At 35.2% G+C, this 16,297-nt stretch carries 12 protein-coding genes; 4 read left to right on the forward strand and 8 right to left on the reverse strand.

Going from position 1 to position 16,297, the window contains the following annotated elements; genetic code table 11:
• Window positions 1–4: 4 nt before the first annotated feature.
• The 4 genes from JMA43_RS06520 to xylE form a co-directional block, all read right to left on the reverse strand.
• Window positions 5–3,136: a SusC/RagA family TonB-linked outer membrane protein gene (locus JMA43_RS06520; RefSeq protein WP_342155657.1), complete on the reverse strand. Its 3,132-nt coding sequence runs from the start codon at window positions 3,134–3,136 to the stop codon at window positions 5–7.
• 38 nt (window positions 3,137–3,174) lie between these two features.
• Window positions 3,175–4,488, reverse strand: a complete 1,314-nt coding sequence (gene xylA, locus JMA43_RS06525; RefSeq protein WP_342155658.1) for a xylose isomerase — start codon at window positions 4,486–4,488, stop codon at window positions 3,175–3,177.
• 67 nt (window positions 4,489–4,555) lie between these two features.
• Complete coding sequence (locus JMA43_RS06530; protein WP_342155659.1) at window positions 4,556–6,049, reverse strand: xylulokinase; 1,494 nt, start codon at window positions 6,047–6,049, stop codon at window positions 4,556–4,558.
• A gap of 10 nt (window positions 6,050–6,059) precedes the next feature.
• The gene (gene xylE / locus JMA43_RS06535) at window positions 6,060–7,688 is read right to left on the reverse strand and encodes a D-xylose transporter XylE (protein WP_342155661.1); all 1,629 of its coding nucleotides are present in this window, start codon (window positions 7,686–7,688) and stop codon (window positions 6,060–6,062) included.
• 176 nt (window positions 7,689–7,864) lie between these two features.
• On the opposite strand from xylE, the gene JMA43_RS06540 reads away from it, so the two are divergent.
• Together JMA43_RS06540 and JMA43_RS06545 are read left to right on the forward strand one after the other, a co-directional pair.
• Complete coding sequence (locus JMA43_RS06540) at window positions 7,865–8,584, forward strand: NUDIX hydrolase (RefSeq protein WP_342155662.1); 720 nt, start codon at window positions 7,865–7,867, stop codon at window positions 8,582–8,584.
• A gap of 79 nt (window positions 8,585–8,663) precedes the next feature.
• On the forward strand, window positions 8,664–9,506 hold the full coding sequence (locus JMA43_RS06545; protein ID WP_342155663.1) for an AraC family transcriptional regulator: 843 nt from the start codon (window positions 8,664–8,666) through the stop codon (window positions 9,504–9,506).
• On the opposite strand, the gene JMA43_RS06550 is transcribed toward JMA43_RS06545, so the two are convergent.
• Window positions 9,503–10,714: an OprO/OprP family phosphate-selective porin gene (locus JMA43_RS06550; RefSeq protein WP_342155664.1), complete on the reverse strand. Its 1,212-nt coding sequence runs from the start codon at window positions 10,712–10,714 to the stop codon at window positions 9,503–9,505. The two genes, JMA43_RS06545 and JMA43_RS06550, sit on opposite strands and share 4 nt — an antisense overlap.
• Before the next feature lie 37 nt (window positions 10,715–10,751).
• Entirely contained in the window at window positions 10,752–11,303 is a 552-nt protein-coding gene (locus JMA43_RS06555) for a DUF4251 domain-containing protein (protein WP_342155665.1), read from the reverse strand.
• A 152-nt stretch (window positions 11,304–11,455) separates the two neighbouring features.
• Between JMA43_RS06555 and JMA43_RS06560 the strand changes: the two genes are divergently transcribed.
• Together JMA43_RS06560 and JMA43_RS06565 are read left to right on the forward strand one after the other, a co-directional pair.
• Window positions 11,456–11,806, forward strand: a complete 351-nt coding sequence (locus JMA43_RS06560; RefSeq protein ID WP_342155666.1) for a hypothetical protein — start codon at window positions 11,456–11,458, stop codon at window positions 11,804–11,806.
• Between the two features lie 83 nt (window positions 11,807–11,889).
• Window positions 11,890–12,357, forward strand: a complete 468-nt coding sequence (locus JMA43_RS06565; protein WP_342155668.1) for a hypothetical protein — start codon at window positions 11,890–11,892, stop codon at window positions 12,355–12,357.
• Between the two features lie 83 nt (window positions 12,358–12,440).
• On the opposite strand, the gene JMA43_RS06570 is transcribed toward JMA43_RS06565, so the two are convergent.
• Together JMA43_RS06570 and JMA43_RS06575 are read right to left on the reverse strand one after the other, a co-directional pair.
• The gene (locus JMA43_RS06570; protein ID WP_342155669.1) at window positions 12,441–13,706 is read right to left on the reverse strand and encodes a DUF4374 domain-containing protein; all 1,266 of its coding nucleotides are present in this window, start codon (window positions 13,704–13,706) and stop codon (window positions 12,441–12,443) included.
• Between the two features lie 113 nt (window positions 13,707–13,819).
• Window positions 13,820–16,195, reverse strand: coding sequence for a TonB-dependent receptor (locus tag JMA43_RS06575; protein WP_342155670.1), 2,376 nt, complete (start codon window positions 16,193–16,195; stop codon window positions 13,820–13,822).
• Window positions 16,196–16,297 lie beyond the last annotated feature (102 nt).

The following is a 16,297-nucleotide window of genomic DNA, read 5'->3' on the forward strand; positions in this document are numbered from 1 at the left end:
TTTTTTAGAATTTAATGTTTAGTCCCATCATGTAAGTTCTCGGACGTGGATAGTATCCAACATCTACCCCAGATGAAAAGTTATAGTCGTTTGTAGAAACTCCATAACCCACCTCTGGATCCATTCCGTTATAACTTGTAAACGTGTAGGCATTCAATACAGAGAAGTAAACTCTTAACTGGCTAGCAAAGAAGTTTTCTTTATTAACACCTTTTGCAATATCGTAACCTAAAGTAATATTGCTAATTCTAAAAAAGTCACCATCTTTTACGTAGATATCAGAAAACTGAGAAAAGTTTCTGTTATCTAAAGTAAGTCTAGGGATTTCGTTTGAAGACCCTGGTCCATGCCAACGCTCAATGTATTCTGCTGGTAAATTTCCGTAGGCATTAGAAACATTTCTGTACGATTGTACTAATTGGTTTCCTGCTACACCACTGGTTTGAACCGAAAAATCTAAAGCTTTGTAATTTGCAGATAAAGACACCCCGTACGTTAAATCTGGATTTGGATTTCCTATTTCTACTTTGTCGCTGTTATTAATAACACCGTCTCCGTTTGTGTCTACATATCTTAAATCTCCTGGAACTGCTGTTGGCTGAATTTGGTTTCCGTTGCTACTTTGGTAGTTTGCAACTTCTTCTTCAGTTTGGAAAACACCGTCTGTTTTATATCCCCAGAAATATCCAAGCGGATGTCCGTTTTCTGCTCTATAAAATTCTGGTGAGTTGTCCCAAAGTTGGTTAATCTCACCGTGGATAATTCCATCTTCAGTAGGAATATTACCAACTTCATTTTGGTTATAGGCACCATTCACTCCAATATTAAAACTAAAGTCTTCGCCAATTCTATCGCTGTAAGACAACGCCAACTCAACCCCAGTATTGGTAACATCACCACCGTTTGTCCATTGGTAAGTAACCCCAGAAGTTGCTAATGTTGGAATTCTAATCAACCAATCTCTAGTTGTTTTTTCGTACCAATCGAAGTTAACAGTCAATTTATTATTAAAGAAACGTGCATCAAACCCTAAGTCTAATTGCTCTGAAGTTTCCCATTGTAACTCAGGATTTGCCAATCTGTTTTGGTAAGCACCTGGCGTTAAAACACCTTCTTCTCCACCAAAAGTATAGTTACTTCCGCTGTATGTAATAGGCGCTAAGTATTGGAAATTACCAACATTTTGGTTTCCTACTTGTCCCCAACTAGCTCTAAGCTTGAAGTAGTTTAATACTTCTGAATCGTCTAAAAAGTCTTCACGTGTCATAATCCATCCTGCAGAAACAGAAGGGAAGAATCCCCAACGATTACCACTTGCAAAGTTTGAAGAACCATCGGCTCTGTATGTAAAGTTAAGTAAGTATTTCTCTTTGAAATTGTAGTTTAAACGTCCAAAGTAAGACATTCTTTTTACTACTGAATCTGGACCTCCAGAAAGCGAAATTTGCGCTCCGTTTGAGTTTGTCGCATTGCTTAACCATGCGTGCTGTAAATCGTCGAATACTAAATTTACGTTGCTTCCGTACATAGAAACACCATCGTATTTAAATGAAGATGTACCTAACATCGCTTCAAAATGATGATCTTCTTTTACATCAAATGTGTAAGTTAATAAGTTATCCCAAATTAACGATTTCCCTTCGTTCATGCTTTGTGAAGCCGTTGAGAATTGGTTAAAATCGTACGCAGATAATTGGTAAATTGGACTAAATGAATGTCCTTGAGATGAGAAATAATCTAACCCTAAACTTGTTCTGAATTTTAAGTTTTCTGCCAATTTAAACTCCATGTACACATTTCCAAGAACTTTTTGTGTTTCGCTTCTGTTTTGATTTCCGTAAACCATTGATGCGTATGGATTAGACATTCCAGATAACCATACTTCAGATGCTCCAGCAGTGTTGTAATAGTTTCCGTTTTCATCAAACATCGGGATTAATGGGCTCGCTTGGAAAGCACCTCTTAACGCATTGTTATATTGATCTCCAACACCTACTCCATTATTTTTGATGTATGCAAAACTTAAGTTCTGACCAAAAGTAATTCGGTCGTCATATAATTTGTGTTCAGAATTAAATCTGAAATTATAACGCTCGTAGTTTGATAAATCTGCTCCACCTACAATTCCTTCTTGATTTGTATAAGACAGAGAAGAAGAATAGTTAGATGTATCGCTTCCTCCTGTAATTCCCAAGGTATAGTTTTCGGTTTTGGCAGTTGAAAACATTTCTTCCATCCAGTTAGTTCCTTCACCTAAAGCATCGATTTGAGCATTAGTAAACACTGGGTTACTACCAGAATTTAAAGCTGCTTCGTTAAGCAACGTAGCATATTCTTTTCCGGTTGCCATATCCATAACGTGTGGCACTTCTTGTAAACCATAATAGTGGTCGAAAGTAATTTGAGCATGTCCTTTCTTCCCTTTTTTAGTGGTTACCAAAACAACTCCGTTTGCTGCTTGCGAACCATAAATAGCTGCAGATGCGGCATCTTTTAAAATAGAAATATTTTCAATATCGGCATTGTTAAGGTATGAAATATCGTTTGTTAAAACTCCATCTACAACATACAAAGGAGCATTGCTTCCTGTAGAACCAAGCCCTCTAATTACCACATTAATTCCTTCTCCTGGTTGCCCAGAAGTAGAGGTAATTTGTACCCCAGGAGTTTGACCCTGCAAAGCTTGTAAGGCATTTGTTGTGCTTTGCTTTTGAAGATCGTCTCCAGATACTTGAAGGTTTGCTCCAGTTACAAGTTCTTTTTTCTGAACCCCATAACCAATAACAACTACTTCATCCAGTTGTTGTGTGTCGGTTTTTAAAGCTACATCGATAGTTGTTTGCGAACCAACAGGCACTTTTTGACTCACAAAACCAATGTAGGTAAATTGAAGCACTCCTCCTTCAGGAACTTCAATTTGATAAAGCCCATCAAAATCTGATGTTGTTCCTTTTGTTGTACCATCAACCATGATACTTGCTCCAGGAATAGGCATTCCATCTTCAGCAGATGTAATTGTACCTTTTACTGTTATGCTTTGCGCTTGCGCATAACTCGTTTGTAAAAGGAAAACAAAAAGCAATACTGCTACTTTCAGAAAATTTTTGGCACAAAAAAAATCTGTTTGTTTTTCCATAATAAATAATTTGTTAGAATAAAATAATCAGTTAGCTACTAAAAAGCGTTGGCTAGAATTTGCTCAAATAATTCTTGCTTTCCGCTTATTTGTTTTGGCTCTCCATTAGCTCTTGCGATTTCGCTTAGTTGCTCTAATGAAAGCTCTTTATTTTCAAATTTTGCTCCGTTACCGCTATCAAAGCTTTCGTAACGTTGTTTGCGTAATTTTTTATAGTCTGTATTTTGTAAGATGTGATCTGCACAGATTAATCCGCGTGCAAATGCGTCCATCCCAGAGATATGAGCGATAAATTTATCTTCAAGATCGGTAGAGTTTCTTCTAACTTTTGCGTCGAAGTTTACACCTCCACCTTGAATTCCTCCTCCTTGAAGAATAACCAACATCGCTTCAGTAATTTCGAATAAGTTTAATGGGAATTGATCGGTATCCCATCCGTTTTGGTAATCTCCTCTATTCGCATCGATACTTCCTAACATTCCGTTATCTACAGCAACTTGAAGTTCGTGCTCAAAAGTATGTCCTGCTAATGTTGCATGATTTACTTCAATATTAAGTTTGAAATCGTTTTGTAAACCATATTTATTGATAAATCCAATTGAAGTTGCCGAATCAAAATCGTATTGGTGTTTTGTAGGCTCCATTGGCTTAGGCTCGATTAAGAAAGTCCCTGTAAACCCTTGTTTTCTAGCATAGTCTTTACAAATATTTAAGAAGTTTCCTAAGTGGTCTAACTCACGCCCCATATCAGTATTTAACAAACTCATGTAACCTTCGCGACCTCCCCAGAAAACATAATTTTCTCCGCCAAGGGCGATTGTTGCATCGATTGCTATTTTTGCTTGCGCTCCCGCATAAGCAACTACATCAAAATTTGGATTGGTAGCAGCACCATTCATAAAACGAGGATTGCTAAACAAGTTTGAAGTTCCCCAAAGTAATTTTATACCCGTTTCTTCTTGCTTTTGTTTTGCATAAGCAACCATTTCTTGAATTCTTCCTTCAAACTCAGCAAGTGTTGGTGCTTCATCTACAACATCTACATCATGAAAACAATAAAACGGAGTTCCTAATTTGCTCATAAATTCAAAAGCAGCATCCATTTTATCTTTTGCTCTACCAATAACATCGTTACTTTGGTCCCAAGCAAAAGTTTCGGTTGGCGCTCCAAACGGATCTCCTCCTTTGTTGTTAAATGTATGCCAGTATGCAGTTGCAAATCTTAAATGTTCTTTTAAAGTTTTTCCTGCTACTACTTTATTCTCATCATACCATTTAAACGCTAATGGATTGTCGCTTTCTCTTCCTTCAAATTGAATCTTGTCTATGTTCTTAAAAAATGTAGATTTCATGTGTTTAGTTTTTATGTTGTTGCTACATCGTTTTCTTTATTCAGCAGAAAAAACGATGCTTTAGTTTTTATTGATTTATTTTTATCTGATTTTTCCAGTCTTGATACACTTCTTGATATGCTTCAACTAATGAAGCTTTTGGCTCTGTTCGCTCTAAACATTCTAGTCCTTGAAAAGCTTTTTCTAGTGTTGAAAAATATCCAAATCCGTAAGCGGCACCTCTCGCAGCACCTTCAGCTCCAGAAGTATTGTATAACTCTAGCGTAGTATTGGTTGTATTGGCAAAAATTTCTCTAAAAACAGGATTTAAAAATAAATTTGCTTTCCCAGCTTTTACCACTTTTCCTTCAACACCAACATTTCGCATAATTTCAAAACCATAATTCAGTGCAAAAACAATTCCTTCGCAGGCTGCTCTCACCAAATCTGATTTCTGATGAATATTAAAATTCAACCCATCGATTCCTGAAAAAGCTGGTTTGTTATTAAAAATTCGCTCTACACCATTTCCAAACGGATAAAAACGAAGTCCCTTTGCTCCTACTTCACTTTGAGAAGCAAGTTCATTTAGGGTGTTATAATCGATAAGATTTTTTGTGTTTTCTGATAAGGTTTTACGAAGCCATTGGTACAAAATTCCAGAACCGTTAATACACACCATTACTCCGTTTTTCTTTGCAGACGAAGAATTATTTACATGTAAAAAGGTATTAATACGGTTGTTAGCATCGTAATCGTCGGTGTTACTCACACCATAAACTACTGCCGAAGTACCTGCCGTAGCAGCAATTTCACCAGGATTTAGTACGTTTAACGACAATGCATTGTTTGGTTGATCGCCTGCTCTGTAATTTATCTGAACATTTTCAGACAATCCTAAAGCTTGCGCAACTTCTTTTTGAATAACCGCTTGATTTCCAAAGTTTGAAACCACTTCAGGAATAATTTCTTCTGAAATCCCCATCGCATCCAAAACTTCAGTTGCAAGTCTGTTTTCTTTAAAATTCCACAAAGCAGCTTCCGACAATCCAGAAGTACTCGTTTGGGCAACACCAGTCAACTTCGCTGCAATAAAATCGCCAGGAAGCATCATGTGTTTAGCTTTGGCATAAATTTCTGGCTGATTTTCTTTTACCCATTTTAATTTGGAAGCAGTAAAATTACCTGGACTTCCAAGTATTTGTTCTTGGCAAGCTTCTGCTCCTATTTCATTATAAACAGCATCTCCAATAACCGCTGCTCGACTATCGCACCAAATAATTGATGAGCGAACAGGGGTCATGTTTTCATCGGTTAACACCAAACCATGCATTTGGTATGCAATTCCGATTCCGCTAATTTTTTTTATATCAATTCCGTGCTCGGTATGTAATTTCGAAATTCCGTCTTTAACATGCTCCCACCACATGTTTGGGTCTTGTTCTGCCCAACCATTTTTTGGAGCGTTAATTTCAAGTTCGTAATCTGGAACGGAAATCGATACGATACACTTTTCTGTTTCAGCATCTAAAACAGCTAACTTAATTGAAGAACTTCCTAAGTCTATTCCTAAAAAATACATGTTTACTTTATTATGATTCTGAAACCGTTTCCGACGATTGTCCCCAAATATTTTCCATTTCCTCTAATGTTTTTCCTTTGGTTTCTGGAACGAATTTCCAGATAAAAACACCCGATAAAACTGCCATCAACCCATAAATCCAATATGCAAATCCGTGGTTAAACATATCGTTCAAATAAGTATTGTTGTTCATCATTGGGAATGTCCAAGAAACTACAAGGTTTGCCAACCATTGCACAGCAACAGCAACTGCCATCACTCCTTTTATTTTATTCGGGAAAATTTCAGAAAGTAAAACCCAAGTAACAGGCCCCCAAGAAATCGCAAAAGCTGCAATGTAAAGTAACATAAGGAGTAGCGCTGCAATTCCACTATTATCAGCATATAAAACAGTTCCTAAACCAAGCATACTAATTGCCATGAAAATACTTCCGATAATCATTAAAATTTTTCTTCCGAAGCGATCTACCGTAAACATTGCAACAACAGTAAACAATAAGTTGATAGCACCAACAATAATGGTTTGCATCATCGAAGCGTCGGTTTCCATACCCATTCCTTTAAAAATCTCAGGCGCATAATAAAGCACTACATTAATTCCTACGAATTGTTGAAAAATAGAAAGTAAAAGTCCGATGATAATAATTGCCCATCCGTAGCTTAACCACGGTGCTTTTTTCACTTTAAATGACTTTTTAATATCGGCTAAAATTTCTGTTGCTTTAGAGGAACCATTGTATTTTGTCAATACTGCAATTGCTGCTTCATCATTTCCTTTTAACACTTGGAAACGCGGAGTTTTTGGCACAATTAATAAAAAGAAGAAAAATAAAACAGCAGGAATACATTCCGACAAAAACATAAATCTCCATCCAACAGTATCAATCCAGCTATCTTCTTGACCCTTAACAATAAAGTAGTTTACAAAATATACCACCAACATTCCGCTAACGATTGCGAGCTGATTGCAAGAAACCAATTTTCCTCTCATATTGGCAGGTGCCATTTCGGCAATATAAAGTGGCGCTAACATACTTGCCAACCCTACACCAATACCACCAATAACTCTATAAATTATAAAAGTGGTTAAATTTCCAACCATTGGAAACGGCAGTGTTTCTGGGTACGCAGACCCTAATGCCGAGATGATAAACAACAGCGCCGCAACGATAAGTCCGTTTCTACGGCCAATAGAGTTTGAAACTCTATCTCCCAACGCTGCACCAATAATACAGCCCACCAAAGCACTACTTACCATAAATCCTAAAATAGAATTTTCAAGGTTTTCGGTTAACACATTTGGAGTGGATAAAAAGTTGTTGTAAAGTAAAATTCCGATAAGGAATACCGAAACTAATAATACTATAATTGCGGTTGCTTTTTTAAAGAATTTGAAGATGAAAGAACTAAAAAGTAAAAAAATTACCAGCGCACACATGGCTATTAATCCTTTAAATTCTATTATTGCACTCGCTGCAGTTTGAGCACTTTCTGATAATGGCGAAACGAAGAAGCTTCTAAGTCCGCCTACGGCTCCTGAAATAACAGCAGTATCGTAGCCAAAAAGTAGGCCTCCGAGGCTAGCAACGGCTGTAATTAAATAAACATTGCTAGGTTTTAGGTTAGTTTGATTGTTCATTAATAGTCGTTTAAACTATATCTTATAGTTAATTTGACTACAATACTAAATAATTATTTCCATATTATCAAAATAATATAGTTAAATGTAAATAATTTGTAATATTATTATCGATAATATGACATATAGAAATTATTTTGTATTTATGCATAATTAACAAATCGACCTTCTTTAAAATGATTAAAAAATTTATTGATGAAGAATCAGGAAAAATAATCGAGCAAAAAGTAATGAATGCCATTACGATCGATTGTGCTATTTTTGGTTTTGAACAAGGTAAACTTGAGGTTTTATTAATTCAGCATGCTGAAGGAATAAGCAAAGGAAAATGGGGATTACCTGGAGGATGGATTAAAGAAGATGAAAGCATTGACAACGCTGCTCATAGATTGTTAAAAGAGCTTACAGGAATTTCTGATTTATACCTTGAACAATTAAAAGCTTTTGGCGATCCAAATCGTTTCCCGCTCGGAAGAGTTATCACCATTGGGTATTACGCTCTTATCAAAAAAGAAGATTACGATGTTAAAGCTGGTTTTACAGCTTCTGATGCTAAGTGGTATAAAATTGAAGATACTCCAAACCTTATTTACGACCACAACGAAATTTTAAAATACAGCCTTGCGCATCTAAGAAATAAAGTGCGAACTGCCCCTATTGGTTTTAATTTACTTCCTGAAAAATTTACTTTGTACCAGTTAATGCAGCTGTATCAAGAAATTTTAGGCGTTGAACTCGACAAACCTAATTTCCGTAGAAAAATATTAAAAATGAAACTCCTTGTTGATTTAAAAGAGAAGCAACAAGATGTTTCGCATCGCGCAGCAAAACTTTACAAATTTGATCCTGAAATCTATACAAAACTTGCGAAAAAAGGATTCAACTTTGAAATGTAATCTTTCAACTTACAATACTATATTACCCTAAATAAATTTTATTTTGTTATTTTTGAGTAATAACCACAAATAACACCACTTGAAAGTTCTCCCATTTAAAATTCCAAAACCAGAGCAAGAGGCACTTGTTTACCAAGAAGATCACGAAATAATTTTTTACGATCAATTACATCAACACGAAGAAATACAAATAAGTTTTATTGTAAAAGGAACTGGAACACTCATTGTTGGAGACACCATTAATCATTATCAAGAAAACGATATTTTAGTTATCGGGAGTAACGTTCCACATGTGTTTAAAAGTGATATTGAACTCACTTCAAAATCGGTAATGTACACGCTGTTTTTTACGGTAGATTCTTTTGGAAAAAGTTTTTTTGGAATTCCTGATTTTAAAGAAATCGATTCGTTTTTTAAAAATGCTGCGCTCGGGATGAAACTAACGAGCAATAAAGATAAAATCATTGAAATCTTCAAGACTTTAAGCAGTCAGAATAAAATTGAACGCATTGCTTCGCTGCTGATAATTATCAATGAAATTTTAAAGTCTGAGTTTGTTGCGCTTTCGTCATTTGTATATCAAAAAATATACAGTGACGATGAAGGAAAACGCATGAGAGCTGTGTTTGAACACGCCATGACGCATTACAATAAAAATATCACTCTTGATGAAATTGCTGAAAAAGCATCGATGACAAAAAATGCTTTTTGCAGGTATTTTAAAAAGCGAACCAATAAAACATTTTTTCAGTTTTTAATAGAAATACGAATCGAACACGCATGCAAACTGTTATACAAAAATCCAGACATGTCAATCGCTAGTATTTCTGATGCTTGTGGGTTTCAGAACATAACAAACTTCAACCGAAAATTTAAAGAATTAAAGCAAGTTACACCTTCACAGTACAGAGCACAATATTAAAGTGATATATCCCACTGAATTCTAAATCGGATTTTATTGTCTACATCACCTGTTTGTGTTTCGTAATCAAAATGGCTAATCTCGAAGGTTAGTTTATTTTTATGCTCGGTAAAAAACCAGTTTAAGGCTAGTGTTTTTTCATACTGATAATTATCTGAAAGCGCTGTATTTGGTTGGTAGCGAGAATATCGCCCAGCAACTTCTAATGGTTTAGGCCACCAGTTTATGCTTGAATGTCCTAAATAACCCGCCTGTAAATAAAAACCTTCTAGCTTAGTTTCAGCATCATTTTCAAGTTTATTAATAATGTTTTTATGATGCCATTCAGACTGCCAACTAAAACCTTTATACACAAAAGCGGTCTCAATATTGTATTGGTTTACACGATACTCGCCAATTTCTTCCTCTTCAAAACCAACCAATGAGCCTCCGCCCGTTTGTGAGAATCTGGTATATGGACTCCTATTGGTTACTCCAGCAATGGCAATTATTGCAGCAGGCTTTTCGTGTATTTCAATATCGCTTCCTTCAAAACCTAAATCTTCGCCTAAAAAATTCCACTGAAACCTCCCAAAATACATTAAATGCTTATCGTCGTTTTCGGTAGCACCTCTACCAACACCCGTTAAAACCGCTGCCCAATAACTAAAGTCTAAAAACTCTTTTTCGGCTTTAACCCTACCGTACAACTCAACACCTTGCTGTCTATCTACCGTAAAAGGTCGGTTTAAGATAGAACGATCCATGGCTTGTTGTTCACCACTACTTATTCTACGCTCACGGGAATATTCAATTTTCCACTGCCCGACTTTAAAATTAAGCCACTCCCATTTTTCGATCATAATTCGGAAATCGAGTAAATTTGACCTGCTCAACTCGTACTCCCAATAATATTTTAACCAAGTTTGATAAGCGTTTCCTCCAACTTTTAAACGCGCTCTATTTATTTTAAAAAGGTTGCTATTTTCGTCGTCGTAGTCATCAAAAGTAATAGGATCTTGATCGTCTGGCGTAGCAAATCTAAATTGTAATCTACTTTGAATTTGCAATAAATAACGATCGTCTGTAGATTTAAATTCAAATCCTTTTTTACCATAATCGATTTCCCACTTCCGAAGCGAATCTTTTTGTATTTCTTGCGCTTTTATTTCCGAAGAAAAAATAAAAACAATCCCAATTATTACATACTTCCAATACGTGTTTTTCATCTACTTAAATTACTAAAATTGTACTTTTATTTTGGGTTTATTGCTTTTGTGGAATTTCAGAAAGTAATCCGTCGTAGGTTATGTGGTCTCGCTGCGTACTATTTACAGAAAGTGAGGTTTTTTTATTTGGAAAAACAAATAAGGTTATATCGAAAGATTCAGTACCATTTTGAGCGGTAAACGCAACTCTGTAACGTTGTTTATTTTGCAGATATTCTATTGATAAATCGTTTATTTTTTGATCGAATTGTATCGCTTCTCCATCGGTATTGTAACCACCACCCATTTGTCGTTCTCCAAAAAATGGAAGATATGCTTTTGCAGAATCTCCTTTAATTTCAAGGTAATTGGCATTTCCGGTAAGATCTACACGTTGCAAATTATTTCCTGGTCCCATAATTCCGCTGTTGCTCAACCGCACCATACTTGAGCTTATTTGAGGCATTGCCCATTGATTTTCTATACGGAAAGCTGGTTCTTTTAAAAGTGCATCTACAGCCTCCAACTCTTTAGCAACTGTTGCCGGATCTTGAGTGCTCCCACACGAAACCAACAAACATATAACCATGATTTTAAATACAACTTTCATAATTTATTTTTTTAAAACACTCATACAAGTTAAGAAATTTACTACACATTAAAAATCCTAAAAGTGAACTAAATACCTCTAATTTAATGTTAAAACACTTAGAAAATGTAAAAATATACTTTTATACTCACACTATACCATATATTTGCAGGATGAAGTTTTGGAAAATAATATCGATAGCCATTTTAGGCGCACTTATTTACACAAGTGCTCCTGTACGTGCTGTGGATTCAAATAAAACTTTTAATCACGCAAAAAACAATTTCCCTACTGAAAACATATCGTTAGGATATAAATACTTGGGAGTTGGAATTCTTAATTTTTCTGAACACATTATTGGTTATACCAATATAAGCGGAAAAATAAACAAAGACTTTGGTGCTGACTTTGAGGTTTTGCAATTATGTACACTTAACAACAATGTTTTGTATGTTGGTTACAAGTACATCTTAACGCATCTTACCACAAAAATCATCATCTTTCCTTTTCATTTTTTCTGGTGAATAGCTTCTTCTTATTAAAGCTTACACACTCCTCTTTTCAACAAGTTGGAGCGTAAAAACATTCACTTAAAAAATATATATCGATGGATTTATCATCAATTACTTGGGGTGTCATAATATTTGCGGCATGCCTTATTCCTTTAATTCTTTTAGGAAGTCAAATTAAAAGAAATTCGAAAAAATTATTAACTCCAATTTTAGAAGAAGTTAAACAAAGACAAGGGAAAATTACTGTTTACGAGCAGATTTTAGACGTTTGTTTTGCTATGGATGAACAACAAAACGTGTTGTATTACTACAGAGAAACAAGCGAGAAAAATGAGTTAAAAACCATCTATTTGAAAGATCTGGAAACAAGTAAACTCAACATACAAAGAAAGAGTGAAAACAAAAACAGAAGCACCACAGTAACTAAAATTGTAATTGAGTTACAGAAAGATTCTAAAACAGTAGACAATTTAATTGTGTACGATATAAACGAATCAAAACAATTGATTCCCGAAGTACTTTATGCAGAAAAATGGAACCGTTTGATTAATTCTAAGTTATAATAGGTTATCAATATAAAATGAAAAAAGTCGTCTAGGCAATTGCTCAGACGACTTTTTTAATCAAACTTAAAGCTAACTTAAACTTATTCAGCAGGTTCAAGCTTACTAATAGCAGTAACTAAACCACCTTCTACAACAATACCTTGTGTAGCACTAACTCCAGCTACATCAATATTGTAAATAGAACTTCCTTCTTCTGTTGTAACACCAACAAAAACAGTACTTTTATCTTCAGACACTAAGTTATCCATTCCTTTAGTAATGTTTAAAATAGTACTTGCAGCCGGCATACCTGTTACCCAATCAAGAGTTTTGTTGTAAACATCGATAATAGCCAGTCTGTTTCCAGTTGCATAAGCAGAAGTTTTTTCATCTTTTAAAATACCTAATACTTTACCGCCTCCAATATAGATATGGTCGGTAATATAAGCTCCACCAGCAGCAGCTTCGATATCAAAATAATAATCGTCGAATTCTGTAGTTCCGCTTTTAATTCTTGTAATTGCAGACGCTTTTGTAGAACTTAACTCTCCGTTTGTAGTTGCTACAGCAGCAGAAAACGCATAAGCATCTCCATTTTCATCAACAGAAAGTCCGTTATCAAAATATCTTCCTATGTAGCTAGTTCTATCATCGTGAATAATTGTTTCCAATTCCATTTCTGGGTATGAGTAAACAGCGATGTTTGCTTCGTCTGGATATTCTGTTCCGAAAGAATCGTTACAACATCCTTTAATTGTAAAGTATGGTAAATACACTTTGTCTCCAACTTGAGTAATCCAAGAGAAAAATGCAAGCTCTCCGTTTTCTTTATTTGCCAACTCTTGCGTGTTGATTTGTCCTTCTGAAGTAATTGTAGAAGACTCTGTATTCACTTGGTACCAGTATGCGTATGGCGACTCTGCGTTTCTTGCAATTTTAATCATTAAGATATCGTCGTTAACCGCGCCAAAAGCCTGAACTGTTTCAGTTTGGAAATCTGATAACTTTTGTAAGTTGCTCTCTCCATCCAATTGGTAAGTTGTTACAGCACCTGGATTTCCTTGTCCGTATAACATACTAAAAAACTTATTGTTTGTAGTGATGTAGTAACGGTAAGTACCATCTTGCTCAATTCCATTTCCGGCAGTAGTAATACTTCCTTGCGATAAATCATCGGCAGTTAAAATATAATCTGCTACCCCTTCTGATGCTGTTGGAGTTGCCGTAATGATGTATTTTGATGCCGCTTCTGGATCTGGGTTTTCTCCACCACCTGGGTTGTCCGAACTATCATCGTCGCTACATCCTACTAACAACGAACCTCCAGCTAATAATAAACTGAAAAAATAAACTGATTTTTTGATCATCTTTGTAATTTTAAAATAAAAATTAATATTTCCGTGAGTTGTTATAATGCATTTTTGTATTTTTTCTGAATCATTAAAAATGCTTCTAGCGGTTATAACGCCACCATTATATTTTATAAAAAGGTGTATCTTAATTTCCCTGTAAAGCTTCTTCCTGGTTTTTGTAAACTGAAATTATCGTACAATTCAGCATTAAAAATATTTCTACATTCTAGCGTAAACTGAAGCTTTTCGTTAAACGTATATGTTGCATTTAAATCGTGCGAAATCTGTTCAGGAATATCCAACTTATCCGAACCTAAACTTGGCCAATACAAGTAAAATGCATGTACATACAACAAATTATAACCAATACTCAACAAGTTTCCTTTACCCCAAACATTCTCGAAAGTATAGCTTGCATCTGCATTTCCGTACAAGTAAGGCATGTTCGGAATTCGGTCTCTATAAACAATACTTTCGGTGGTTTGTCCTTCTTCGTATTTGGTGTTATTTCTTAAATCTTGGTATGTTAAATTCATTCCAGCAGTAAAATGTCTTCCACGATCGTAACGCACTTCTGCTTCAATTCCGAGGTTGGTAACACTTCCAAGGTTATCCATCACCTGCATTGTTTGGTTGTTATTTAAACGCGGACGAATAAAGTCTTTCGCATCTCTATAAAACCCATTTAAATTGAAGTTGATATGATTTTGGTTATCTAAATGCCACCAATAGCTCGCCCCTAAATTGTAATTATAACTGTGCTCTGGTTTTAAATCGATATTCCCTTGAAGGTTTATAACATCCCCATAAAGTTCTTCTGAATCTGGAAGTCTGTAACTCTTTTCAAAAGAAGCCTTCATCTGAAAGTTTTCATTGAAAAAGTGCGAAACTGCAAATCCATATCCGAAGAAATTATAAATACTAATTTGATCTCGGTAAGCTACATCACCATAGTTTCCTGTTGGATTGTAAGATTGTGTAAATTTATTTTGCTGAAAATATTGCTTTGCAAAAGCAGAAGCATTCCAATTTTCGGTTTCGTAACCATAACTCAATCCAAGAATATTTTTCATTGTTTTTCTTGGCTGTTGGTACGTATTGTTATTTGGGTTTAACTCATCTTTACCTTCTCTATTGAAGGTATTTAATGTATTCCCTAAAGAAATTCTGTGTTTGTTTGCTATGGTATAATCAAAAGATGCAGTTCCTACACCATTATTATTTCTGTATTTGTACAACGAATACGAACGTTCTCCCCCTGGATTTTCATATTCTTTGTACTCTCCAAACCAGTTGTATCTTCTATGCAGTGTATCGATGTTTTTTTCTTGACCTAAGTTATAGTTTGCGTTAACTCGCACATTTAAACCTTCAATCAAAAAGTTGTTCTTTTTATACTTTACACTCGGCATAATAACATTTCCTCTACGGTGCCACCCTCCAAAAACACTAACAATACGAGCTCCTGTTTGAATTTCTCTGTAATTATTACCCAACGTAATTCCGAACAAAAGTTGATCTGCAAACGATTTGTTTACAACTCCAAAATTGGCAATTACTGTTTCGTTGTGATATTGGTCGTGAAAACGTTTAACTGTTTGATTTGGGTAGTACTCCCCTGTATTGATATCGGCAACATCTACAGTTACTTTATACGAATTATCTGAATAGTTTTGATACGCATTTAATTGTGCTGTAAATCCGTTTTTAGAAACATAAATTGCGTTTAAAGTAGATCGATGGGTATTAAACGATCCGTAGGAATACGACGCGTCCAAATGATTTTTTGTGTAAGAATTTGTAATGATATTTACAGCTCCTCCTAAAGCATCAGACCCCAAACCTACAGGAACAACCCCTTTGTAAACTTCAATTCTTTCTGCTAAATTGATAGGAATATTATTCAACTGAAATGAACTTCCGAAGTTATCCATAGGAACACCATCAATGAAAAAACGTACTTGTTTTCCTCTAAATCCGTTGATAGAAAAATTCATTTGAGAACCTACTCCTCCACTTTCTCTAACTCTAATTCCTGAAACTCTATCTAATGCGTGCCCTAAATCGAGGGTTGTATTGTGTAGTTCTTTAGCATCTACCACACTTACGTTAAATGCCTTTTCTCTAACTTGGTTTACAACACTTTTACCCGACACAACAACTTCATCTAAATCGTATGACGATTCTTTTAATGCTACTGAATAGTTTATCTCTTCTCCAGCAATTAAATTCACAGCAACTTCTTGTTCTTCAAATCCTAAATAAGAAATTTTAAGTGTATAGGTTCCGCTTGGAGCTTTTACATTTAGCTCATAATGCCCATCAATATTAGTTGTTACTCCTTTTGAAAGTTCTTCAAGTAATACTGTTGCACCTGCTACAGGTACTCCAGAAGCATCTGTTACACTTCCTGAAACACGTACATTTGACGTTTGTGAAAAAGCAACTAACGTACTTATTAAAAAGGCGACAAATGTTAATCTTTTTATGCAAGTAATCAGCATATTAGTTCTTATTTAGACTTATTAAAAATATAATTTTCGGCAAAAGTATCCATTTCAGTAGTTGAAAATGATACGCAAAACGGATAATTACCTACGCAATCG

Source organism: Joostella sp. CR20, from assembly GCF_038433465.1.
In the GTDB taxonomy this organism is placed as follows: Bacteria; Bacteroidota; Bacteroidia; order Flavobacteriales; family Flavobacteriaceae; genus Galbibacter.

Excerpts from the sequence above, each read along its gene's own strand:
- JMA43_RS06530 (WP_342155659.1), bottom strand. The coding sequence starts at position 6,049 with ATGTATTTTTTAGGAATAGACTTAGGAAGTTCTTCAATTAAGTTAGCT.
- JMA43_RS06520 (WP_342155657.1), bottom strand. The coding sequence starts at position 3,136 with ATGGAAAAACAAACAGATTTTTTTTGTGCCAAAAATTTTCTGAAAGTA.
- JMA43_RS06560 (WP_342155666.1), top strand. The coding sequence starts at position 11,456 with ATGAAGTTTTGGAAAATAATATCGATAGCCATTTTAGGCGCACTTATT.
- JMA43_RS06575 (WP_342155670.1), bottom strand. The coding sequence starts at position 16,195 with ATGCTGATTACTTGCATAAAAAGATTAACATTTGTCGCCTTTTTAATA.
- JMA43_RS06550 (WP_342155664.1), bottom strand. The coding sequence starts at position 10,714 with ATGAAAAACACGTATTGGAAGTATGTAATAATTGGGATTGTTTTTATT.
- JMA43_RS06570 (WP_342155669.1), bottom strand. The coding sequence starts at position 13,706 with ATGATCAAAAAATCAGTTTATTTTTTCAGTTTATTATTAGCTGGAGGT.
- JMA43_RS06540 (WP_342155662.1), top strand. The coding sequence starts at position 7,865 with ATGATTAAAAAATTTATTGATGAAGAATCAGGAAAAATAATCGAGCAA.
- JMA43_RS06565 (WP_342155668.1), top strand. The coding sequence starts at position 11,890 with ATGGATTTATCATCAATTACTTGGGGTGTCATAATATTTGCGGCATGC.
- xylA (WP_342155658.1), bottom strand. The coding sequence starts at position 4,488 with ATGAAATCTACATTTTTTAAGAACATAGACAAGATTCAATTTGAAGGA.
- JMA43_RS06555 (WP_342155665.1), bottom strand. The coding sequence starts at position 11,303 with ATGAAAGTTGTATTTAAAATCATGGTTATATGTTTGTTGGTTTCGTGT.
- xylE (WP_342155661.1), bottom strand. The coding sequence starts at position 7,688 with ATGAACAATCAAACTAACCTAAAACCTAGCAATGTTTATTTAATTACA.